Genomic DNA, 22,655 nt, shown 5'->3' on the forward strand with positions numbered 1-22,655 from the left:
TGTAAACCGCCCCACCGGTGACGGCACTCGGGCTATCGTTTGCTGCGGTCGAGGTGGGAGCGGGCATGGCTAACCAGTTCTTGGCGTGGATGAGTGCGGGCGTCGTGACTGCCGGCGTTTCGGCTGCAGCCCTCGTGGGCGCAGGCGTGGCACTCGCCGACGGTGACGCCGCCGACGGCGGCGGTGCCGCCACGACATCGGACTCGACGAAAGCCGCTGAGGGCCAAGGCGATTCGAACACGAAGCCACCCGAAGACCCGAAGAAGCTCGACGAGGAAAAGCCCGCGACCTCCGGCAAGGCCGACGGCGACAACCACCACATCAGACGGCAACACACGCCGCCGCGGGTCCATGTCCGCCGGGCACCTGCCGCGTCGACGGCGGCCAACGCCACCGGCAAGAAGACGACGACGACGAAAGCGACCGACCCGGATCCCGCGGTCAGCGTCGACAACGTCGCGGTGACGCCCACCGCCACACCAACAGCGCCCAGCAAGCCCACCGTCGTCGAAAGCGTCGCGACGGCGGTGTCCTCGGTGGCCACCACGCTGCTGAAGCCGTTCGGCGCGAGCACGACACCAAGCGCGCCAGGTGCCCAGCCGCCGGTGTGGACGTTGGCGGCAGCGGCGCGGCGGGAATTCGAGCCGGGCGCTGTGTCGCCGTCGGTTGCGGAAGCGGTTGCACCCGTTGAGAATTCGCTGACTTACACGCCGCCACCTAACTTCTCCGACCGCATCAGCCTGATGTTCCAAGACGCGATGAGTTTCGTCAGCAAGGTCACCGGTGTGAGTGTGCAGGCCGTCCTTGGCAGGGTGATGGCCACCGGCACACCGCCGTTCTTCTTGACGTTCGGCTTGGACACCCAGCGCACGGTGTGGACTGCCGAGGACGGCGCGCAGTGGCGGGTGTGGGAGTTCCAGCCGGCCGACCCGACCGGCAAGACGGTGGTCGCCTTTCACGGCGGCGGGTGGATCTACCAACCGAATGTCTTGAACTGGCTCGACTATACGAACATGGCGCGCGAGACCGGCGCCACGGTGGTCGTGCCGCTGTACCCGCTGGCAACCACGGAAGCGGGACGGGCCACCGTTGTCATCCCTGAGGCGGCCGACTTCGTCTCGGGCCAGATCGAGTCGCATGGAGCCGAGAACGTCAGCCTCTACGCCGACTCGGCGGGCAGCACCATCGCAATCTCTGCCGTCCGACAACTGTTGCTCGCCGGAAAGCCGATCCCGTCGAGCATGGTGCTGATATCCGGGTCGATCGACTCCACGTTGTCGAACCCGGATATCCGCAATGTCGACGATCCGATCTTCGATGTCGACAACGCCAAGGACGTATGGAAGTCCCACTGGTTCGACGGCATCACCGATTTGCGGGATCCACTCGTCAGTCCGCTGTTCTTCGAGCCCGAGATTCTCGAGGCGCTGCCTCCGACCACGATTTACGTCGGGGAGCGGGAGATCCTGTATCCCGACACCTTGCTCCTGCACCAGCGCGCAGTCGACGAAGGCGCCCCGATATCGGTGGTGGTCGGAACGGGGCTGATCCACGACTGGCCTGCCCTCGGCTCGCCGCCGGTTGGCTTTTCGCAGTCAGCGGCGGTTCGTCCCGACATCTATCGTCAGCTCGGGCTCACCGAGGACGCCACCCTAAGTGTCACGGAACCACAAGTGGCTCAAGCGATTCCGGGCCGACCGACATTGATCAACGTCGTCGGCTCGTTTGCGTTCGGGCTTTTCCAGGCGTTCGAGAAAGCTGTCGCAGGCCCGCCGCAGGTTCCGCCGGGCAGCACCGTGCGGGTGCAACGGACGACGGTGGACCTCGATTGCGGTCCCGGCTACACCGTGGATGCCGACTGGTACTTCCCCGATACGGTAGAGGCGCCGTCGCGGCTCATCTACTTCCAGCACGGCTTCCCGGGATCGGCCGCCGAATATGACTACACGGCCGCAGAGTTGGCCGAGCGCAACCACGCGATCGTTGTCGCGACCTTTATTTCTGGGAACCTCCTCGACTGCTACGCGTGCCACCTCGGCGGCGATCCGATGCATGCGGCGGTGGCCAAGTTGTTCCTCGGCGACCGCGCCGACCTGCTCGCAAGCGCGAAGGCGGCCGGTTTCGAGGGTGATGCGCTGCCGGAGCGATTCGTGCTCGTTGGCCATTCGGGCGGTGGACAGCTGGTGGGCGGCGCCGCGGGATACTTCGAGGAGTTCGCGCCCGACGCCGAGGACCACAACCTGGCCGGCGTGATCCTGCTGGACACCTCTCCGATCGGCGGAGCAATCGAACGCGGGCTCACGAAGATTCCCGACGACATCCCGGTGTACACCATCTCTGCGGCGCCGAACTTTCTGAACTCGAAGGGCGCGATGAACCGGGCCCTGGTGGCCGCCCGGCCGGGCGAATTCGTCGGTGTCGAACTCGTCAACGGGATGCACTCGGACGCGCTGCAGACGCACAACCCGCTCGTGTTGATCGGAGGCCAGATAGCGGGCCTGGGCTTCTCACGTCCGGAGAACGTGCAGGCCGTCCAGGTGATCGCGCAGGGCTGGATCAACGACTTCTACGAGGGCACGCACACCGGCGTCTACGGCGCACTGGGGTCGACGGTCGACATCCCGGGCACCGATGGCGCCCAAGCCCATGTGCTGCCGACGCCCGCGCCCAAGTTGTCGATCGTCGATCTGATCGTGGACGCGGCACTGCGGTCGACTCTCTTGCTCAAGAACTTCGCGGTGTGCGCCGAAGATCCTTCGTCGACCTTCAGCGCCGCCGCAAACCCAGATTTAACCGAAAACTCCACAGCCGACACGGCGCTATCTCTTGACGGAAAGGGTTCGACGGGCCAATCTGTTGGGCAGCGATGTATGAAAAAGGTGTGAAAGATCGAGTCGCCAGCCAGCGCCCGGTTACTTTTGCATGCAGTGGTTGAGGAATACGCCGTCCTGCGGTACTGTTGGACGTTGCGCTGGCTGCATCCTGCCCACCTAAACCCGCACCTGACACCGATGTCCTAGCCTGAGCCCCGCTCAGTGATCTAGTCGCGTGCCGTGCGTTCGGGGAGTTTGTGGTCTTGAGAGGCCAGCCAAACCGACGCAGATAGCGACTAAAGGACAGGCATTCGCCGCTCCCGGTAAGTCGCATGAGGTGCTGGAAGGATGCATCTTGGCAGGGTCCCGCCAATCCAAGTCAGCAGTAGCTAATCCCAATAACTCCGTCCCCGGAGCACCCAACCGAGTTTCTTTCGCCAAGCTCCGTGAGCCTCTCGAGGTTCCGGGGCTACTTGACGTTCAGACCGAGTCGTTCGACTGGCTGGTCGGGTCCGACTCGTGGCGCGAAAAGGCCAAGGCCCGCGGTGACGTCAATCCGGTCGGCGGCCTCGAAGAGGTGCTCGCCGAACTCTCGCCGATCGAGGACTTCTCCGGCTCGATGTCGCTGAGCTTTTCCGACCCGCGTTTCGACGAGGTCAAGGCTCCGGTCGACGAGTGCAAAGACAAGGACATGACCTACGCGGCTCCGCTGTTCGTCACCGCGGAGTTCATCAACAACAACACCGGTGAGATCAAGAGCCAGACGGTCTTCATGGGCGACTTCCCGATGATGACCGAGAAGGGCACCTTCATCATCAACGGCACCGAGCGTGTCGTGGTGTCCCAGCTGGTCCGCTCGCCTGGCGTGTACTTCGACGAGACCATCGACAAGTCCACCGAGAAGACGCTGCACAGCGTCAAGGTGATCCCCGGTCGCGGTGCGTGGCTGGAGTTCGACGTCGACAAGCGCGACACCGTGGGTGTGCGCATCGACCGCAAGCGTCGTCAGCCGGTCACCGTGCTGCTGAAGGCGCTGGGCTGGACCAACGAGCAGATCGTCGAGCGCTTCGGCTTCTCCGAGATCATGATGGGAACGCTGGAGAAGGACAACACCGCAGGCACCGACGAGGCGCTGCTGGACATCTATCGCAAGCTGCGTCCGGGCGAACCGCCAACCAAGGAGTCCGCGCAGACCCTGCTGGAGAACCTGTTCTTCAAGGAGAAGCGCTACGACCTGGCCCGGGTGGGCCGCTACAAGGTCAACAAGAAGCTGGGCCTGAACGCCGGACAGCCGATCACCAGCTCGACGCTGACCGAAGAGGACGTCGTCGCGACCATCGAGTACCTGGTGCGCCTGCACGAGGGCCAGACCTCGATGACGGTTCCCGGCGGTGTGGAGGTCCCGGTGGAGACCGACGACATCGACCACTTCGGCAACCGTCGTCTGCGCACCGTCGGCGAGCTGATCCAGAACCAGATCCGGGTCGGCCTGTCCCGCATGGAGCGAGTCGTGCGCGAGCGCATGACCACTCAGGACGTCGAGGCGATCACGCCGCAGACCCTGATCAACATCCGTCCCGTCGTGGCGGCGATCAAGGAGTTCTTCGGCACCAGCCAGCTGTCGCAGTTCATGGACCAGAACAACCCGCTGTCCGGGTTGACCCACAAGCGCCGCCTTTCGGCGCTGGGCCCTGGCGGTCTGTCCCGTGAGCGCGCCGGCCTCGAGGTCCGCGACGTGCACTCCAGCCACTACGGCCGCATGTGCCCGATCGAGACGCCGGAAGGCCCGAACATCGGTCTGATCGGCTCGCTGTCGGTGTACGCGCGGGTGAACCCGTTCGGCTTCATCGAGACGCCGTACCGCAAGGTCAACGACGGTGTGGTCTCTGACGACATCGAGTACCTGACCGCCGACGAGGAGGACCGCCACGTTGTGGCGCAGGCCAACTCGCCGATCGACGCCAACGGCCGCTTCGTCGAGGAGCGCGTCCTGGTTCGTCGAAAGGGCGGCGAGGTCGAGTACGTCTCGTCGACCGAGGTCGACTACATGGACGTCTCGCCGCGCCAGATGGTTTCGGTCGCGACCGCGATGATCCCGTTCCTCGAGCACGACGACGCCAACCGTGCCCTGATGGGTGCCAACATGCAGCGCCAGGCGGTTCCGCTGGTCCGCAGCGAGGCCCCGCTGGTCGGCACCGGTATGGAGTTGCGCGCCGCGATCGACGCGGGTGACGTCGTCGTCGCCGACAAGGCCGGCGTCATCGAAGAGGTCTCGGCTGACTACATCACCGTGATGGCCGACGACGGCACCCGGCACACCTACCGGATGCGCAAGTTCGCCCGCTCCAACCACGGCACCTGCGCCAACCAGCGTCCGATCGTGGACGCCGGCCAGCGTGTCGAGGCGGGTCAGGTCATCGCCGACGGTCCGTGCACCGAGAACGGTGAGATGGCGCTTGGCAAGAACCTGCTCGTGGCGATCATGCCGTGGGAAGGCCACAACTACGAGGACGCGATCATCCTCTCCAACCGCCTGGTTGAGGAGGACGTGCTCACCTCGATTCACATCGAGGAGCACGAGATCGATGCCCGCGACACCAAGCTGGGCGCCGAGGAGATCACCCGGGACATCCCGAACGTCTCCGATGAGGTGCTGGCTGACCTCGACGAGCGCGGCATCGTCCGCATCGGCGCCGAGGTCCGCGACGGCGACATCCTGGTCGGCAAGGTCACCCCGAAGGGTGAGACCGAGCTGACGCCGGAGGAGCGGCTGCTCCGCGCGATCTTCGGTGAGAAGGCGCGCGAGGTCCGCGACACGTCGCTGAAGGTGCCGCACGGTGAGTCCGGCAAGGTCATCGGCATCCGGGTGTTCTCCCGCGAGGACGACGACGAGCTGCCCGCGGGCGTCAACGAGTTGGTCCGCGTCTACGTCGCTCAGAAGCGCAAGATCTCCGACGGTGACAAGCTCGCCGGACGCCACGGCAACAAGGGCGTCATCGGCAAGATCCTGCCCGTCGAGGACATGCCGTTCCTGCCCGATGGCACCCCGGTGGACATCATCCTGAACACCCACGGTGTGCCGCGTCGTATGAACATCGGTCAGATCCTGGAAACCCACCTCGGGTGGGCGGCCAAGGCGGGCTGGAAGATCGACGGTTCTCCGGAGTGGGCTGCCAACCTGCCCGAGGAGATGCTGGACGTCGAGCCGAACAGCATTGTCTCGACACCGGTGTTCGACGGTGCCCGTGAAGCCGAGCTTCAGGGTCTGTTGGCATCGACGCTGCCGAGCCGCGATGGTGAGACGCTGGTCGACGAGGACGGCAAGGCGAAGCTGTTCGACGGTCGCAGTGGTGAACCGTTCCCGTACCCGGTGACGGTTGGCTACATGTACATCCTGAAGCTGCACCACCTGGTGGACGACAAGATCCACGCCCGCTCCACTGGCCCGTACTCGATGATCACCCAGCAGCCGCTGGGCGGTAAGGCGCAGTTCGGTGGCCAGCGGTTCGGCGAGATGGAGTGCTGGGCCATGCAGGCCTACGGCGCGGCGTACACGCTGCAGGAGCTGTTGACCATCAAGTCCGACGACACCGTCGGCCGGGTCAAGGTGTACGAGGCGATCGTCAAGGGCGAGAACATCCCCGAGCCGGGCATTCCGGAGTCGTTCAAGGTGCTGCTCAAGGAATTGCAGTCGCTGTGCCTGAACGTCGAGGTGCTGTCCAGTGACGGTGCAGCGATCGAGATGCGCGACGGCGACGACGAGGACCTGGAGCGCGCTGCCGCGAACCTGGGAATCAACTTGTCGCGCAACGAATCTGCTTCTGTCGAGGATCTTGCGTAATTGCGGCGGAGCCGCAGCGCTATTGGTTACTAATCCCGAAAGGGGAAAGGGAGTTACGTGCTAGACGTCAACTTCTTCGATGAGCTCCGGATCGGTCTTGCCACCGCCGACGACATTCGCAACTGGTCGTTCGGTGAGGTCAAGAAGCCGGAAACCATCAACTACCGCACATTGAAGCCGGAGAAGGACGGCCTTTTCTGCGAGAAGATCTTCGGACCGACTCGCGACTGGGAGTGCTACTGCGGCAAGTACAAGCGCGTCCGCTTCAAGGGCATCATCTGCGAGCGCTGCGGCGTCGAGGTGACCCGCGCCAAGGTGCGTCGTGAGCGGATGGGTCACATCGAGCTGGCCGCGCCCGTCACGCACATCTGGTACTTCAAGGGTGTTCCGTCGCGCCTCGGCTACCTGCTGGACCTGGCACCGAAGGATCTCGAGAAGATCATCTACTTCGCTGCCTACGTGATCACCAGCGTGGACGACGAGATGCGCCACAACGAGCTGTCCACGCTCGAGGCCGAGATGGCCGTCGAGCGCAAGGCCGTTGAGGATCAGCGCGACGCCGACCTCGAGGCCCGGGCGCAGAAGCTCGAAGCCGACATGAAGGAGCTCGAGGACGAGGGCGCCAAGTCCGACGTCAAGCGCAAGGTCCGCGACGGCGGCGAGCGTGAGATGCGTCAGCTCCGCGACCGCGCCCAGCGTGAGCTGGACCGGCTCGAAGAGATCTGGAACACCTTCACCAAGCTGGCTCCCAAGCAGCTGATCGTCGACGAGGTGCTCTACCGCGAGCTCGTCGATCGCTACGGCGAGTACTTCACCGGCGCCATGGGCGCGGAGTCGATCAAGAAGCTCATCGAGACCTTCGACATCGACGCCGAGGCCGAGAGCCTGCGCGACACCATCCGTAATGGCAAGGGCCAGAAGAAGCTTCGTGCTCTCAAGCGCCTGAAGGTGGTTGCGGCGTTCCAGTCGAACACCAACTCGCCGCTGGGCATGGTGCTCGACGCCGTTCCGGTGATCCCGCCGGAGCTGCGACCGATGGTGCAGCTCGACGGTGGCCGGTTCGCCACGTCCGACCTCAACGACCTGTACCGCCGTGTCATCAACCGCAACAACCGGTTGAAGAGGCTGATCGACCTCGGGGCGCCCGAGATCATCGTCAACAACGAGAAGCGCATGCTTCAGGAGTCGGTGGACGCGCTGTTCGACAACGGCCGTCGCGGCAGGCCCGTCACCGGGCCGGGCAACCGTCCGCTGAAGTCGCTGTCGGATCTGTTGAAGGGCAAGCAGGGCCGGTTCCGTCAGAACCTGCTCGGCAAGCGCGTCGACTACTCCGGCCGTTCGGTCATCGTGGTCGGTCCGCAGCTCAAGCTGCACCAGTGCGGTCTGCCCAAGCTGATGGCACTGGAGCTGTTCAAGCCGTTCGTGATGAAGCGTCTTGTCGACCTGAACCACGCGCAGAACATCAAGAGCGCCAAGCGGATGGTCGAGCGTCAGCGCCCGCAGGTGTGGGACGTGCTCGAAGAGGTCATCGGTGAGCACCCGGTGCTGCTGAACCGCGCACCGACGCTGCACCGCCTCGGCATCCAGGCTTTCGAGCCGATGCTGGTGGAGGGCAAGGCAATTCAGCTGCACCCGCTGGTGTGTGAGGCCTTCAACGCCGACTTCGACGGCGACCAGATGGCCGTGCACCTTCCGCTGAGCGCGGAGGCGCAGGCCGAGGCCCGCATCCTGATGCTGTCGTCCAACAACATCCTGTCGCCTGCGTCGGGCCGCCCGCTGGCCATGCCGCGTCTGGACATGGTGACCGGTTTGTTCTTCCTGACCACCGAGGTCCCCGGTGACACCGGCGAATTCGTGGCCGCGGCCAAGGACAAGCCGGAGTCGGGCGTGTACAGCTCGCCGGCCGAGGCCATCATGGCGATGGATCGCGGCGCGCTGAGCGTGCGCGCCAAGATCCGGGTGCGGCTGACGCAGCTGCGTCCGCCTGCCGACATCGAAGCCGAGCTCTTCGGCGACGAGGGTTGGAAGCCGGGTGACGCATGGACAGCCGAGACCACGCTGGGCCGCGTGCTGTTCAACGAGCTGCTCCCGCTTGGGTATGCGTTCGTCAACGAGCAGATGCACAAGAAGGTGCAGGCGCGCATCGTCAACGATCTGGCCGAGCGTTACCCGATGATCGTGGTCGCGCAGACCGTGGACAAGCTCAAGGACGCCGGCTTCTACTGGGCCACGCGTTCGGGTGTCACGGTCTCGATGGCCGACGTCATCGTGCCGCCGGAGAAGCAGGAGATCCTCGAGCGCTACGAGGCCGAAGCCGACCGGATCGAAAAGCAGTATCAGCGTGGTGCTCTCAACCATGAGGAGCGCAACGGCGAGCTGGTGAAGATCTGGCAGAAGGCCACCGAAGAGGTCGGTGAGGCGCTGCGGTCGCACTACCCGGCCGACAACCCGATCATCACGATCGTGGATTCCGGTGCCACGGGTAACTTCACCCAGACGCGGACGCTGGCAGGCATGAAGGGCCTGGTGACCAACCCGAAGGGTGAGTTCATCCCGCGCCCGATCAAGTCCTCGTTCCGTGAGGGCCTGACGGTGCTGGAGTACTTCATCAACACCCACGGCGCCCGAAAGGGTCTGGCGGACACCGCTCTTCGTACCGCCGACTCGGGTTACCTGACCCGTCGTCTGGTGGACGTCAGCCAGGACGTCATCGTGCGCGAGACCGACTGCGAGACGGAGCGCGGCATCAACGTCACGCTTGCGGAGCTGCAGGACAAGGCGCTGGTGCGCGATCAGCACATCGAGACATCCGCCTATGCGCGCACTTTGGCGCAGGACGCGGTCGATTCGAAGGGCAACGTCGTCGTCGAGCGTGGTCACGATCTCGGTGATCCGGCGATCGACGCCCTGTTGGCCGCCGGCATCACCGAGGTGAAGGTCCGCTCCGTGCTGACCTGCACCACCGGAACCGGTGTCTGCGCAATGTGTTACGGCCGTTCGATGGCGACGGGCAAGCTCGTCGACATCGGCGAGGCTGTCGGCATCGTCGCCGCGCAGTCCATCGGCGAGCCCGGCACGCAGCTGACCATGCGTACCTTCCACCAGGGTGGCGTTACCGGCGGTGGAGACATCGTCGGTGGTCTGCCTCGCGTGCAGGAGCTGTTCGAGGCTCGTGTGCCGCGGGACAAGGCGCCGATCGCCGACGTCACCGGCCGCGTGCGTCTCGAAGAGGGTGAGCGCTTCTACAAGATCACCATCGTTCCCGACGACGGTGGCGAAGAAGTGGTGTACGACAAGCTCTCTCGTCGTCAGCGCCTGAAGGTGTTCAAGCACGAGGACGGCACCGAGCGTCTGCTGTCCGACGGCGACCACGTCGAGGTCGGCCAGCAGCTGATGGAAGGCTCAGCCGATCCCCACGAGGTGCTGCGTGTCCAGGGCCCCCGCGAGGTGCAGATCCACCTCGTCAAGGAGGTCCAGGAGGTCTACCGCGCTCAGGGTGTGTCGATCCACGACAAGCACATCGAGGTGATCGTCCGGCAGATGCTGCGTCGCGTCACGATCATCGATTCGGGTGCCACGGAGTTCCTGCCCGGTTCGCTGACCGAGCGGTCCGAGTTCGAATCCGAGAACCGTCGGGTGGTTGCCGAGGGCGGCGAGCCCGCGGCGGGTCGCCCGGTGCTGATGGGTATCACCAAGGCGTCGCTGGCCACCGATTCGTGGCTGTCGGCGGCCTCGTTCCAGGAGACCACTCGAGTGCTGACCGATGCGGCGATCAACTGCCGCAGCGACAAGCTGATGGGTCTCAAGGAGAACGTGATCATCGGCAAGCTGATCCCGGCCGGCACGGGCATCAACCGGTACCGCAACATCCAGGTGCAGCCGACCGAAGAGGCCAGGGCCGCTGCGTACACGATCCCGTCTTACGAGGATCAGTACTACAGCCCGGACTTCGGCCAGGCCACCGGTGCCGCCGTGCCGCTGGACGATTACGGCTACTCGGATTACCGGTAGTCACCGTCGCTAGTACAACGAGAAAGCCCCCGCCGAGTGCGGGGGCTTTCTCGTTGCGCTTGCCCGCGCCGTCGAGATCAGAGTCTAGGCACGGACGACGCCGATCTGCGTATCATAAGTCTGATCTCGACGAGTCTGGCATCCCCAATTCGGCACCTTCTGACGCCACGTCGGACCCCTTGGGATAGCCGGATTTAGGCGGGCATTTATTTGCGCCGTAGGGTGCCGCTATTTTTGCAGGCGTGAAATAATGAGGCTGGTTCAGAGCGCGAATACCCAGCCAAACTAATCTTCGTCAGCGATAATTACGACCCTCGGCAATGCCAATTGTTAATTTCGCAGGCCGATATTTCCAAGTTCAATTGCCGGCCCTCCGCCGGTGGCACGCACGCAGGCGCCACCTTCGCGGAGGCCTACGGCGCGCCCCCGCCCGGCACGCTGCCGACCTCGTGGCCGCCGGGGTTGGCGATCGTCGTACTGCCCCCGGTGGAGGTGCTGCTGATGAGCGCCCCGGGGCCATTGCCGTGGTACACGTCTACCGTCGATGGCGTCGTCACCGTCTCCGTCCAGGGATTGTTCTCGTTTACCTTCCCCGAGGGGCCGGCGATCGGTGTGACTGTTGTGGTACCGCCGGTGACGACTGTGCACTTGCCACCTGCGAACGTTCCGCCCAGATCCGCACATGTTGCGTGCGCCGATGAGGCGAGCGCCACACTTGCCCCGACCGCTATGCCGCCAGCGAGAGCAATGCCGCTTAGACCGCCTACGACCTGTCTTATTGCAGTCATGATTCCTCCCCGTTGTGTCGATATCAAGAAACGGCAGAGGGCTGCTCAGGTAGTAATTGGGTTCCTACTTTCTGTAGTCCAACTGTCGCGATATAACGGTACCGCTCCGCCGTTTGATATGCGAGCAACAATTTAGGAAATTCTGTGCGATATTCTTGATATCAATTGAAAATTGAATATTTGCTTCAGCGATCAAATGTCAAGCCATTAATTACCGTTGCAGACAATAGCGGGAATAGTTGAACATTTAAATTGAGCTTGCAGGTGTACCTCGGCCTACCTGGGCGTGCCGTCGGCCGCGCGGCAGTGTCGGGCCGCCTCACTAGACTCGACCCCGTGCTCATTGGTTCCCACGTCCATCAAGACGATCCCCTGGCCGCGGCGGACGCGGACGGCGCCGACGTGGTGCAGTTCTTCCTCGGCAATCCGCAGAGTTGGAAGAAGCCCAAACCCCGCGAGGACGCGGAGGTGCTGAAGGCGTCGAAGATGCCGCTGTACGTGCACGCTCCGTACCTGATCAACGTGGCCTCGGCCAACAACAGGGTGCGCATCCCGTCGCGCAAGATCCTTCAGGACACCTGCGACGCGGCCTCGGAAATCAACGCGACCGCGGTGATCGTGCACGGCGGCCACGCCGACGACAACGACTGGGAGGCCGGCTTCGAGCGCTGGCGCAAGGCGCTGGAATACCTCGAGACCGACGTGGCGGTCTACCTGGAGAACACCGCGGGCGGCGACCATGCGATGGCGCGGCACTTCGACACCATCGCCCGACTCTGGGACCACATCGGGGACAAGGGCATCGGCTTTTGTCTCGACACCTGCCATGCGTGGGCCGCAGGCGAAAAACTAGTCGACGCCGTCGAGCGGATCATGAGTATCACGGGCCGCATCGACTTGGTGCACTGCAACGACTCTCGCGATGCCGCAGGGTCGGGCGCGGACCGGCACGCGAATTTCGGCACCGGACAGATCGATCCCGAACTGCTGGTCGCGGTGGTCAAGGCCGCCGACGCGCCGGTGATCTGTGAAACTGCCGACGAGGGCCGCAAGGACGACATCGCGTTCCTGCGCGAAAACATCGGCTGAAGCACGGTTCGATAAACGAACGATGATCTAACCCGCGGTGGCGCCAGGGTGAACTACGCTGAATTGAGTGTCGGCAGTTGACGACTCGCCAATTGCGTTGGTCCGCCCCGAGGATGCGGTCCCAACGCGTGAGCGTCGACTGACAATTACTCGGCGCGTCGCGGTCGCGATCTGGGCCGTAGTCATCGTATATCGCACTGTCACAACGGGTTTCGCGTTCAATCGCGAACTGTTATTGCTCTACATCTGCACCGGGCTGCTGGCGGCCAGCATCGGTCAGGGTCGCCGCATGCTCTATGTAGTCCGCGACTGGTTGCCATTCGCGTTGGTGCTCATCGCCTACGACCTGAGCAGGGGAGCGGCCACCCTGGTTGGGCGGCCGACGATGTGGCACTGGCAGGTCGACGCGGATCGATGGATGTTCGCCGGCACGGTCCCGACGGTGTGGCTGCAGGAGCGGCTGAAGGTGGCCTACCCGCCGTGGTGGGAGATCGTCATCAGCACCGTCTACATGTCGTTTTTCATCGTTCCGTACGTAGTCGCCGCGGTGCTCTGGCTGCGCGATCGAGCGGAGTGGAAGGCATTCGTTCGGCTCTTCGTCGGGCTGTCGTTCGCGGCGCTCGTCATCTACACGCTGCTGCCAGCTGCACCGCCGTGGGCAGCGGCCCGATGCACAGCCGCGGACGTGGCCAGTGGCCCGTCGGGCCCTGACTGCATGTTCCGCACTGGGCGGGGCGTGCCGGACGGCGGCCTGCTCGGCGCCATGCACTCGACGCGCGACGGCGCCAACGACTGGGTTGAGCGGATCGTCGGACGGGGCTGGGGAAAGCTGAATCTGCAGACTGCCAGTGCGCTGATCGACCAGGGCCAGGCGAGCGTGAATCTCGTGGCGGCAATTCCCTCCCTGCACGCCGGCCTGACCGCAGCGATCGCGGCGTTCCTGTGGACTCGCGTGGCGCGTAAGTGGCGACCGCTGCTGGCGGCCTATGTTCTCGTGATGGCGTTCACGCTGGTCTACACGGCCGAGCACTACGTCGTCGACATCCTTCTAGGTTGGCTGCTGGCCGGCATTGTCCTGCTGGCGATTCGGTGGTTCGAGGGCCGGCGCCGCGGCAGGGACCGACCGATAAGCGTTTCAGGCATTCGCGCGACCGGTCTCGGCGACAACGACAGCAAGGAGACGGCCAGCGTGACCAACGCCAGCATCGATATCCAGCCGTAGGAGCCGTGAGATCCAATTTGACGAGTCGAAGAGGTGGTTGGCACCGCTTGTAGGCCAGCAAAACAGTCCGAACGACAGCCCTGCGGAGGCAGCTTCCGGCTGGCAGCGATCTGCTATCCAGCGGATTGGACGGAATGCCGGCAGTGGGCTAGGTGATCGAGGCGGGCCAGCGCGGCGGCCATGTCCTGTGCGAGCGGAAGCTCTGCGTGCGGATCGCAGATTCCAACGATGCGTCGCACGATTCGGTCGCCGATGAACATCCAGTCCACGTTATGGCGAGCGCAGTGGACACTGACGTAGTGCAAGGCGGCAAATGCCTCGGTACCGAAGAACTCGACGTCGCTTAGGTCCAGTACGAGTTGTTTGGACACGCCGGTGTTGCGCTCGACGAAGCGGCCAAGGCTGCGGGCATTGGTGGCGTCCAGATCGCCGGTTGCGGTGATGAGCAGTCGCCTTGCGCTCAGATGCCGCAGGGCAAGAGCGGCGCGTCCGCAACGTTCCGATTCATCGGCAGATTCATCGGCAGCGGACAGCTGCGAGCGATACAACCTGGCGGTGTGAGCAATCGGCATCGCGAACCCCCTGTGTTCCCAAGGTGTGGGTCGCGGCGGATGACTCTGCCGGTCAAAGCCTGGTCGGCCGCAACCCAGCTGCTAGCTCAACCATGGTTGAGGCTACTCGCAAATTCGCGCACCATCGCGCCCTCGTCACGGAAATATTTTGGCCCCGCAGCGGCGCCCCTCGGATAGATCGACTTGTCGGTGGCTGGGTCTATAACGGGTTGCGCACCGTCCATCATCACAGGAGGCGACCATGCCCAATGTTGTGAACTACTTCGAGATCGGCACCCCCGACTCGGCGGCGACAACAGCGTTCTACGGCGATCTGTTCGGCTGGCAGGTCGGCGGTTCGGCCGACGACCAATACCGAATGATCAATGACGACAAAGGTGGTGTCTGGAACACCAGCAGCACGGGCGGCGATGCGTGGGCGATCTTCTACGTCCAGGTCGACGACGTGCGGGTCGCCATCGAAAAGGCAGAAGGCTTGGGCGCCACCGTCTGTGTTCCGTTCACGGACAACGGCGCACTGCAATTCGCCCATCTACGTGACCCGCAGGGAAACCGCTTCGGAGTGTGGCGGCCCAACGCCCGATAAACCGGCGGGCCAAGCGCCGAGAATGCCTGCGGGAGCTGTTGATTCGTGGTCTTCAGACAACCCGGTGGCCGGCCCGGCGCAGCAGTTCAGCTGCCTCGTCCACCCGATCTGCGGGGATCAGCACGATGTCTCCGTCGAAGCTGGCGGCGACCCAGACGGGCACGTTGCCTGCTGCGAGCGGTGCGACGACCGCAGCCAACATGCCGGTCGCGTTCGGCGGGTGGGCCTCGTCGCCGTTCCACAGCGCCACCCATGCATCGTCGGCCCCGTCCTGGCGCCGCATGCAAGCTCCGCCGTCAGGGCCGCGCACGAGCGCGAGCACCTCGCCATCAAGCGCGGCCCCGACGTCGGATGCCAGCCGCTCCAGTACGTATCGGCCCTCCAGCATCCGCAACGTCTGATGCTCCGCGCCTGACACCACCGCATCGTCGCACACCGATCAGCTCTGACGGTGAGGGCTCAGGTAGGCGAGGCTGCGACACTAAAGCAGGGCTATTCGCGTGTTCGGCAGCAGACAGGAACACCACAGGTTGAGGATTCGCCCCTCGGGTACTCGTGCTCGACGGGGGCGGGGCATCTCTTGAGGAGGATCATGCTGCACGAATTCGTCTTGGCTGCACAGAGTCAGCCCGAAGCGGCAGGTTTCATTCTGCGGGGAATCAAGGGCATCTTCGTCGCCATCGGCAGCATCATCGCGGCCATTGTGTGTGCCCTCATCGCCGGGATGAAAGGGCGCAGCGCGCTGGGATGGGGAATCCTCGGACTGTTCTTCTCGATCTTGACACTGATCGTGGTGATCGTGATTCCGTCGAAGAAGAGCTGATATTACGCCCATTGTGCGACTGTCGTGAAACTGTAATATGAAGGCATGCCAGACACGCATGCCGTCACCAACCAGGTCCCGACGCTGGAGAACTTCAACCCCGCGACGTCGCCCGTACTGACCGAGGCGCTGATCCGCGAGGGCGGTGAGTGGGGGCTCGACGAGGTCACCGAACTCGGGGCCCTGGCCGGCAGCACGCAGGCGGTTCGCTGGGGCGAGCTGGCCGACCGCAACCAGCCGATCCTGCACACCCATGACCGCTACGGCCACCGCGTCGACGAGGTCGAGTACGACCCGGCTTACCACGAGCTGATGAAGGCCGCGATCGGTCACGGTTTGCATGCGGCGCCGTGGGCCGACGACCGGCCCGGGGCGCACGTCGTGCGGGCCGCCAAGATGTCGGCGTGGACGCCCGAGCCCGGCCACGTCTGCCCGATTTCGATGACCTATGCCGTCGTGCCCGCGCTGCGCAACAACGCGGAACTGGCGGCGATCTATGAGCCGCTGCTCGCCAGCCGCGAGTACGACCCCGAACTGAAGGTGCCCGCCACCAAGGCCGGCATCACCGCGGGAATGTCGATGACCGAGAAGCAGGGCGGCTCGGATGTCCGCGCAGGGACCACGCAGGCGACGCCGAATGGAGACGGCACCTATAGCCTCGTCGGCCACAAGTGGTTCACGTCGGCGCCGATGTGCGACGTCTTCCTGGTGTTGGCCCAGGCGCCCGGCGGCTTGTCCTGCTTCTTCCTGCCGCGGATCCTGCCCGACGGCACTCGCAACCGGATGTTCCTGCAGCGGCTCAAGGACAAGCTCGGCAACCACGCGAACGCGTCGAGCGAGGTCGAGTACGACGGCGCCACCGCGTGGCTGGTCGGGGAGGAGGGGCGTGGCGTGCCGACCATCATCGAGATGGTCAACCTCACCCGGCTCGACTGCACCCTGGGCAGCGCCACCAGCATGCGCAGCGGCCTTACCCGCGCCATTCACCACGCTGCGCACCGAAAGGTGTTCGGCGCCTATCTGATTGACCAACCGCTGATGCGCAACGTGCTTGCCGACCTCGCCGTGGAGGCCGAGGCTGCGACCATGGTCGCGATGCGGATGGCCGGTGCCACCGATGCGGCGGTGCGCGGCGACGACCGGGAGACGCTGCTGCGTCGCATCGGCCTGGCGGCCAGCAAGTACTGGGTGTGCAAGCGCGCGACCCCACACGCGGCCGAAGCGATGGAATGCCTTGGCGGAAACGGCTACGTCGAGGAGTCCGGCATGCCGCGCTTGTACCGAGAAGCGCCGCTGATGGGCATCTGGGAAGGCTCAGGGAACGTGAGCGCGCTGGACACGTTGCGCGCCATGGCAACTCGGCCCGAATGTGTCGACGTGCTCTTCGACGAACTGGCCAAGACGACGGGCCAGGACCCACGCCTGGATGCCCACGTCGATGCTCTCAAGCCAGCATTGGCGGATGTCGAGACCATCCAGTACCGCGCCCGCAAGGTCGCCGAGGACATCAGCCTCGCGCTGCAGGGTTCCCTGCTGGTGCGCCACGGGCACCCCGCGGTCGCCGAGGCGTTCCTGGCCACCCGGATGGGTGGCGCCTGGGGCGGCGCGTTCGGAACCATGCCGACGGGGCTGGATCTCGCGCCGATCCTGGAGCGTGCGATGGTCAAGGGATGACGCACGCCATTAGGCCGGTGGACTTCGACAACCTGAAAACGATGACCTACGAGGTCGCTGATCGGGTTGCGCGCATCACCTTCAACCGACCTGAAAAGGGCAACGCGATCATCGCGGACACCCCGTTGGAGCTGTCGGCCCTCGTCGAGCGGGCCGACCTGGACCCCAATGTGCACGTGATCCTGGTATCCGGTCGGGGCGAAGGCTTTTGTGCCGGTTTCGATCTGTCCGCCTACGCCGAGGGTTCGTCGTCGGCAGGCGGCGGCAACCCGTACAAGGACACGGTGCTGTCCGGCAAGACACAGGCCATCAACCATCTGCCGGATCAGCCGTGGGATCCGATGATCGACTACCAGATGATGAGCCGCTTCGTCCGAGGCTTCTCCAGTCTGCTGCACGCCGACAAGCCGACGGTGGTGAAGATCCACGGCTACTGCGTGGCGGGCGGCACCGACATCGCGCTGCACGCCGATCAGGTGATCGCCGCGGCAGACGCCAAGATCGGCTACCCGCCCACCCGCGTCTGGGGCGTGCCTGCCGCGGGTATGTGGGCGCATCGCCTCGGCGATCAACGCGCCAAACGTCTTCTGCTGACCGGTGATTGCATCACCGGTGCGCAGGCCGCCGAATGGGGGCTCGCGGTTGAGGCGCCGGACCCGAAGGATCTTGACGAGCGCACCGAGCGGCTGGTCGAACGCATCGCGGCAGTTCCGGTCAACCAGCTCATCATGGTCAAACTGGCGATGAACACCGCGTTGTTGCAGCAGGGCATCGCGACCAGTCGAATGGTCAGCACGGTGTTCGACGGCATCGCCCGGCACACCCCCGAGGGGCACGCGTTCGTCGCGCAATCGCGCGAGCACGGTTTCCGTGAAGCGGTCCGGCAACGCGACGAGCCATTCGGTGACTATGGCCGGAAGGCATCCGGAGTCTAGCCGTGTCGGCCATACCCTCGCGGTTGACAGCGCGGTCGGTGGTGCTGAGCGTCATGCTTGGTACGCATCCGGCCTGGGCCACCGCGGGTGAACTCATCAGGCTCACAGCAGATTTCGGTGTCAAGGAACCAACGCTTCGGGTGGCACTCACCCGCATGGTCAGTGCGGGAGACCTGGTGCGGTCCGAGGACGGCTACCGGCTCTCCGACCGGCTGCTGGCTAGGCAGCGCCGTCAGGATGACGCGATCAGCCCCACGCTGCGCAGCTGGGACGGTACCTGGACCACGCTGGTGATCACCAGTGTGGGAACCGACGCCCGCACCCGTGCCGCGCTGCGAACCACGCTGCAGGACAAGCGTTTCGCTGAACTTCGCGAGGGAGTATGGCTGCGGCCCGACAACCTGAACGTGGAACTCACGACCGAAGTTCTGGACCGGGTTCGGATGCTGCACTCCCGCGACGACGACCCGGCGGAGCTCGCGGCCCGGCTGTGGGACCTGCCACGATGGGCCCGCTACGGCCATCACTTGTTGCGTGAAATATCAACCGCCACAGGTAGTTCCGCGAGGTTCGTCGCCGCTGCCGCGATCATGCGACATGTGCTGACTGACCCGGTGCTGCCCCGGGAATTGCTGCCCGATGATTGGCCTGGCGATGCGCTGCGGAAGGCCTACACGAACTTCGCCGCGGAAGTGGTCGCGCGGCGCGATGGGGTCGAACTGATGGAGGCAACGTGACAAGTGGTGGTGTTCGGGTCGAGCGCAATGGTCCCGTGACGACGGTGATAATGAACCGGCCCGAGGCGCGCAACGCCGTCAACGGTGCCGCCGCCGCCGAGTTGTACGAGGCGTTCAACGAGTTCGACAAGGACGATTCGGCAGCAGTAGCCGTTCTCTGGGGCGACAACGGAACATTCTGTGCAGGAGCAGATCTCAAGGCGCTCGGCACTCCGGACGCCAACCCGGTGCACCGCACCGGCCCCGGTCCGATGGGCCCGAGCCGAATGGTGTTATCCAAGCCGGTGATCGCGGCGGTCAGCGGCTACGCGGTGGCAGGCGGCCTCGAGCTCGCGATCTGGTGCGATATGCGTGTCGCCGAAGAGGACGCCGTCTTCGGCGTGTTCTGTCGGCGGTGGGGCGTCCCGCTGATCGATGGCGGTACGGTGCGACTGCCGCGGCTGATCGGTCACAGCCGGGCGATGGACATGATCCTGACCGGCCGCGGTGTCGACGCAGCAGAAGCCCTCGCGATGGGGCTGGCAAACCGTGTCGTGCCCAAAGGCCAAGCGCGCCAAAGTGCGGAGGCGCTTGCCGCCGAACTCGCCGAGCTGCCGCAACAGTGCATGCGGTCGGATCGGATGTCGCTGCTGAACCAATGGGGTTCATCGGAAGCCGAGGCCATGGATTTCGAATTCGCCAGCATCTCGCGCGTGGCAGCCGAATCACTCGAGGGCGCATCACGATTCGCTGCCGGCGCGGGCAGGCACGGCGCGAACGCCTAGCGTCAGCCCTTCGAAATCCTGTTACCCGACCCGAGGTCCTCGACCTTGGGGTCGCCGGCCTTGTAGGTGACGGTGTTGTTCAGGCCGACCACCGACAAATCCTTGTCGATGTTGTCGAAGGTGATCTTGTTGTCGGCACCGCCGATGTTCACGCTCGCGCAGGTGCCCTTGACCGTCAGTGAGTTGTTGGAACCGCCCACGTTGAGCGATTTTCCGTCGGCGCAGTCGATGTCGGCGGTGGTGCCGAAGGACCCGTAGTTGATCGTGTTGCCGATTTCGACCTGGGCGCCCGAGGTCCCGGCGGTCGCCATCGGGGCGTCGGTGTCCCTCTTTTCGGAGTTGCAGCCCGCCAATCCCAGAGTGCAGGCCGCGACGGTAGCGCAGACAGCGAAGGCGTGTTTCGACATATCAGGCGGCTACCCGATCTATCCGGTTGACCATTCCGAGTTGCCGGCCGCGGTCCAACACCACCGGCTCACCGCTCTTGTACAACACCATCTGGTCGTTGCCGTACACGGTGATGTCGTTGACGACGTTGTCGGCAATCACCGTGTTCGACGAGCCCTGCATCGTGACCGCCCAGCAGCTGCCCAGTGCGTACACGGTGTTGTAGCTGCCGTTCACGAGCAGTGTGCCGTTGTTGCAATCCAGCGTCTGCTGGATGCCCACACCGGTGATGTGGGTATCGCCCTGGACGTGCGCACCGACGACAGCGTTATCGGCGCAGTTGCGTAAGTACGGATTGCAGACGACCGGGTCCGGATCCGCATTCGCGCCGGGTGCCGCCGTCAGTGCGACCGGGAACGCAACCATGCATGCCGCCAACGAGCGGGCCACGGCTCTCGACATCATGCAGGGAGCCTACGTCGGTCATCGGCGGTCGTGGCAGTGGTTCGCACGAGTCGCCTTCGTTGACCGTGCTGGGTAGCGTGATGACCGATGCGTTGGCGGGTCAACCCGGTTGCTGTCGTGGCGGTCATAGCGGTAGTGGCCGTCGCAGGGTGTTCTCAGACCGTCGGCGGCGCTGCGCGCCGGGCGCAATCCGGGGTGCCCGATCCCACCCGCAGTTACGGATATGTCGACGACCGGTGCGGGTTGCTGGTCGACAGTTCGATTCAGCAGGCGATCGGCGCCGACCACATTGTGCGTCCCTACAGCGGGGCGGTCTGCCAATACGTGTTGGCCCGCGGTTCGGGCATGGTCGACGTGACGTTCTCCTGGTACGAGACGGGCAGCCTCGACCGCGAACGCGCGCTTGCCACCCAACGCGGCGCGACGATCACCGAGAAGGTCGTCGAGCGGCATCAGGCGTTCCTCGCGCGGCGCGACACCACAGGTGCGGCATGCTCGGCCACCGCGGCCGCAGGCACCGGCGTGCTCAGTTGGTGGGTGCAGTACCGCAGCCAGCACAACGGCGATCCCTGTAAGGACGCAGAGAAGCTGCTCACCGCCACCCTGCAGTCGGACATGTGAACATGGCTGCCGCAAAACCGATTTGGACGTATGTGGGTGCGCTTTGCGCGGCGGCGGCTCTGGCCGGTTGCGGGCCGTCGAATCATCCGGCGGCGCCCAGCACGCCTGCACCGCCGCCGGGCGCCGGGTTCCGCAGCGCCGACTGCAACGGCGTCACCGACGCTGACATCACCAAGGCCGCCGGCTCCTCGATGTTCACCAAGACGGTGGTCAGCGACGCCGGGTGCTTCTGGCAGGAGAACACCGTGCTCGGCACCTTCGGCCAGGGCATGGGCATCTCGACCTGGTGGTATCGGGGCAGCGACATGGACACCGAACGGACGCTGGAACAGCGGGCCGGACGCACTTTGACCGAACTGTCGATCGACGGCAACAAGGGCTTCAAGGCCTTCGACGCAAACGCCTGCAGCATCTACGTGGCCAAGGGCTCTGACGTCATCACGTGGTCGATCCAGACGATGAATCCGGCGATGCTGCCGGACCTGTGCACGGTCACCGGCCAACTCGCCGAGCTCAGTCAGGAGCGCGTCAACTGACCGCAGGGAAACTAGAGGTGTTAGTTTTCCCTGATCAGGTTCTGTTCGACGGAAGGAAACGGCCATGGCGGCTCCATCAGCGAGCGGCCGACGCGCCACCAAGCTCAGCCGGGACTCCATCGTCAACGCTGCGCTGACGTTCCTCGACAGGGAGGGCTGGGACGCGCTGACCATCAACGCGCTGGCCACCCAGCTGGGCACCAAGGGCCCGTCGCTGTACAACCACGTCCAGAGCCTCGAGGACCTGCGCCGCACCGTGCGCATGCGGGTGGTCGGCGACATCATCGAAATGCTCAACACGGTCGGTGAAGGCCGCACCCGTGACGACGCGGTGATGGTGATGGCCAGTGCCTACCGCAGCTACGCGCACCACCACCCGGGTCGGTATTCGGCGTTCACCCGGATGCCGCTCGGCGGCGACGATCCGGAGTTCACCGACGCGACAAGGGCGGCCGCCGCGCCGGTCATCTCCGTGCTTGCCTCCTACGGCCTCGACGGCGACGCGGCGTTCTACGCCGCGCTCGAATTCTGGTCGGCGATGCATGGGTTCGTGCTGCTGGAGATGACCGGAGCCATGTACGGGATCGACACGGATGCCGTTTTCACGGATATGGTGATGAGGCTGGCGACCGGGATGGAAAGGCGCTGAGCGAGCTGGGGCTGACCTGCGGTTAGGCGGTTTCGCGCAGGTTTGGAGCGCTGCGGCCCTGCTGGTATTGTGGACGATCGTGCCTGGCAGATAAGGCGCTTGCAGACGTGAAAAGCTCAAGCATGCCTGCACGCCGGGCCAA

At 64.7% G+C, this 22,655-nt stretch carries 18 protein-coding genes and 1 pseudogene; 14 read left to right on the top strand and 5 right to left on the bottom strand.

Annotated features, from left to right (window positions below):
* The first annotated feature begins 65 nt into the window (after positions 1 to 65).
* From J3E61_RS15390 to J3E61_RS15400, 3 genes are all read left to right on the top strand, one after another.
* Positions 66 to 2,885 (top strand): alpha/beta hydrolase fold domain-containing protein, encoded by a 2,820-nt coding sequence (locus J3E61_RS15390; protein WP_210084142.1) that lies wholly within the window; start codon positions 66 to 68, stop codon positions 2,883 to 2,885.
* Between the two features lie 265 nt (positions 2,886 to 3,150).
* Positions 3,151 to 6,654, top strand: coding sequence for a DNA-directed RNA polymerase subunit beta (locus tag J3E61_RS15395; protein ID WP_192722118.1), 3,504 nt, complete (start codon positions 3,151 to 3,153; stop codon positions 6,652 to 6,654).
* 57 nt (positions 6,655 to 6,711) lie between these two features.
* Positions 6,712 to 10,665 carry a DNA-directed RNA polymerase subunit beta' gene (locus J3E61_RS15400; protein ID WP_192722117.1) on the top strand — a complete coding sequence of 1,318 codons (3,954 nt, stop codon included), beginning with the start codon at positions 6,712 to 6,714 and terminating at the stop codon, positions 10,663 to 10,665.
* 413 nt (positions 10,666 to 11,078) lie between these two features.
* Here J3E61_RS15400 and J3E61_RS15405 read toward each other — a convergent pair whose 3' ends face one another.
* Positions 11,079 to 11,453, bottom strand: coding sequence for a hypothetical protein (locus J3E61_RS15405; protein WP_210084143.1), 375 nt, complete (start codon positions 11,451 to 11,453; stop codon positions 11,079 to 11,081).
* A 336-nt stretch (positions 11,454 to 11,789) separates the two neighbouring features.
* Here J3E61_RS15405 and J3E61_RS15410 point away from each other — a divergent pair, with 336 nt between their 5' ends.
* A complete protein-coding gene (locus J3E61_RS15410) occupies positions 11,790 to 12,542 on the top strand; it encodes a deoxyribonuclease IV (protein WP_210084144.1) in 753 nt (250 codons plus the stop codon).
* A 67-nt stretch (positions 12,543 to 12,609) separates the two neighbouring features.
* Positions 12,610 to 13,653 (top strand): annotated as a pseudogene (locus tag J3E61_RS15415) (phosphatase PAP2 family protein); the annotation flags it as partial.
* A gap of 224 nt (positions 13,654 to 13,877) precedes the next feature.
* On the opposite strand, the gene J3E61_RS15420 reads toward J3E61_RS15415, so the two are convergent.
* Positions 13,878 to 14,336 carry an STAS domain-containing protein gene (locus tag J3E61_RS15420; RefSeq protein ID WP_210084145.1) on the bottom strand — a complete coding sequence of 153 codons (459 nt, stop codon included), beginning with the start codon at positions 14,334 to 14,336 and terminating at the stop codon, positions 13,878 to 13,880.
* A 241-nt stretch (positions 14,337 to 14,577) separates the two neighbouring features.
* Here J3E61_RS15420 and J3E61_RS15425 point away from each other — a divergent pair, with 241 nt between their 5' ends.
* On the top strand, positions 14,578 to 14,922 hold the full coding sequence (locus J3E61_RS15425; RefSeq protein ID WP_192722113.1) for a VOC family protein: 345 nt from the start codon (positions 14,578 to 14,580) through the stop codon (positions 14,920 to 14,922).
* 52 nt (positions 14,923 to 14,974) lie between these two features.
* Here the strand turns inward: J3E61_RS15425 and J3E61_RS15430 are convergent, their stop codons facing one another.
* Positions 14,975 to 15,340: an ACT domain-containing protein gene (locus J3E61_RS15430; RefSeq protein ID WP_210084146.1), complete on the bottom strand. Its 366-nt coding sequence runs from the start codon at positions 15,338 to 15,340 to the stop codon at positions 14,975 to 14,977.
* A gap of 174 nt (positions 15,341 to 15,514) precedes the next feature.
* Between J3E61_RS15430 and J3E61_RS15435 the strand changes: the two genes are divergently transcribed.
* Genes J3E61_RS15435 through J3E61_RS15455 form a run of 5 tightly spaced genes read left to right on the top strand, consistent with a single transcriptional unit; the run spans position 15,515 to position 19,855 of the window.
* Positions 15,515 to 15,745: a deoxyribodipyrimidine photolyase gene (locus J3E61_RS15435; protein ID WP_210084147.1), complete on the top strand. Its 231-nt coding sequence runs from the start codon at positions 15,515 to 15,517 to the stop codon at positions 15,743 to 15,745.
* Positions 15,746 to 15,790: 45 nt separating this feature from the next.
* Positions 15,791 to 17,419 (top strand): acyl-CoA dehydrogenase family protein, encoded by a 1,629-nt coding sequence (locus J3E61_RS15440; protein WP_210084148.1) that lies wholly within the window; start codon positions 15,791 to 15,793, stop codon positions 17,417 to 17,419.
* The gene (locus tag J3E61_RS15445) at positions 17,416 to 18,354 is read left to right on the top strand and encodes a crotonase/enoyl-CoA hydratase family protein (protein ID WP_192722106.1); all 939 of its coding nucleotides are present in this window, start codon (positions 17,416 to 17,418) and stop codon (positions 18,352 to 18,354) included. Before J3E61_RS15440 ends, J3E61_RS15445 begins: the two co-directional genes overlap by 4 nt.
* Before the next feature lie 23 nt (positions 18,355 to 18,377).
* A complete protein-coding gene (locus tag J3E61_RS15450) occupies positions 18,378 to 19,091 on the top strand; it encodes a PaaX domain-containing protein, C- domain protein (protein ID WP_210085580.1) in 714 nt (237 codons plus the stop codon).
* Positions 19,088 to 19,855 (top strand): crotonase/enoyl-CoA hydratase family protein, encoded by a 768-nt coding sequence (locus J3E61_RS15455; protein WP_210084149.1) that lies wholly within the window; start codon positions 19,088 to 19,090, stop codon positions 19,853 to 19,855. Before J3E61_RS15450 ends, J3E61_RS15455 begins: the two co-directional genes overlap by 4 nt.
* Before the next feature lie 2 nt (positions 19,856 to 19,857).
* Here J3E61_RS15455 and J3E61_RS15460 read toward each other — a convergent pair whose 3' ends face one another.
* Positions 19,858 to 20,262, bottom strand: coding sequence for a DUF3060 domain-containing protein (locus J3E61_RS15460; protein WP_210084150.1), 405 nt, complete (start codon positions 20,260 to 20,262; stop codon positions 19,858 to 19,860).
* A 1-nt stretch (position 20,263) separates the two neighbouring features.
* Entirely contained in the window at positions 20,264 to 20,707 is a 444-nt protein-coding gene (locus J3E61_RS15465; protein WP_192722103.1) for a DUF3060 domain-containing protein, read from the bottom strand.
* 87 nt (positions 20,708 to 20,794) lie between these two features.
* Here J3E61_RS15465 and J3E61_RS15470 point away from each other — a divergent pair, with 87 nt between their 5' ends.
* From J3E61_RS15470 to J3E61_RS15480, 3 genes are all read left to right on the top strand, one after another.
* Positions 20,795 to 21,328, top strand: coding sequence for a DUF3558 domain-containing protein (locus tag J3E61_RS15470; RefSeq protein WP_210084151.1), 534 nt, complete (start codon positions 20,795 to 20,797; stop codon positions 21,326 to 21,328).
* 2 nt (positions 21,329 to 21,330) lie between these two features.
* On the top strand, positions 21,331 to 21,864 hold the full coding sequence (locus J3E61_RS15475; RefSeq protein ID WP_210084152.1) for a DUF3558 domain-containing protein: 534 nt from the start codon (positions 21,331 to 21,333) through the stop codon (positions 21,862 to 21,864).
* Between the two features lie 64 nt (positions 21,865 to 21,928).
* A complete protein-coding gene (locus J3E61_RS15480) occupies positions 21,929 to 22,513 on the top strand; it encodes a WHG domain-containing protein (protein WP_192722100.1) in 585 nt (194 codons plus the stop codon).
* Positions 22,514 to 22,655 lie beyond the last annotated feature (142 nt).

The sequence above is a fragment of the Mycobacterium sp. OAE908 genome (assembly GCF_017872775.1).
Classification (GTDB): domain Bacteria; phylum Actinomycetota; class Actinomycetes; order Mycobacteriales; family Mycobacteriaceae; genus Mycobacterium.

Coding starts and splice junctions, on each gene's coding strand:
- J3E61_RS15435 (WP_210084147.1), top strand. CDS start 15,515: ATGCTGCACGAATTCGTCTTGGCTGCACAGAGTCAGCCCGAAGCGGCA.
- J3E61_RS15445 (WP_192722106.1), top strand. CDS start 17,416: ATGACGCACGCCATTAGGCCGGTGGACTTCGACAACCTGAAAACGATG.
- J3E61_RS15460 (WP_210084150.1), bottom strand. CDS start 20,262: ATGTCGAAACACGCCTTCGCTGTCTGCGCTACCGTCGCGGCCTGCACT.
- J3E61_RS15465 (WP_192722103.1), bottom strand. CDS start 20,707: ATGATGTCGAGAGCCGTGGCCCGCTCGTTGGCGGCATGCATGGTTGCG.
- J3E61_RS15480 (WP_192722100.1), top strand. CDS start 21,929: ATGGCGGCTCCATCAGCGAGCGGCCGACGCGCCACCAAGCTCAGCCGG.
- J3E61_RS15425 (WP_192722113.1), top strand. CDS start 14,578: ATGCCCAATGTTGTGAACTACTTCGAGATCGGCACCCCCGACTCGGCG.
- J3E61_RS15440 (WP_210084148.1), top strand. CDS start 15,791: ATGCCAGACACGCATGCCGTCACCAACCAGGTCCCGACGCTGGAGAAC.
- J3E61_RS15470 (WP_210084151.1), top strand. CDS start 20,795: ATGCGTTGGCGGGTCAACCCGGTTGCTGTCGTGGCGGTCATAGCGGTA.
- J3E61_RS15390 (WP_210084142.1), top strand. CDS start 66: ATGGCTAACCAGTTCTTGGCGTGGATGAGTGCGGGCGTCGTGACTGCC.
- J3E61_RS15475 (WP_210084152.1), top strand. CDS start 21,331: ATGGCTGCCGCAAAACCGATTTGGACGTATGTGGGTGCGCTTTGCGCG.
- J3E61_RS15405 (WP_210084143.1), bottom strand. CDS start 11,453: ATGACTGCAATAAGACAGGTCGTAGGCGGTCTAAGCGGCATTGCTCTC.
- J3E61_RS15420 (WP_210084145.1), bottom strand. CDS start 14,336: ATGCCGATTGCTCACACCGCCAGGTTGTATCGCTCGCAGCTGTCCGCT.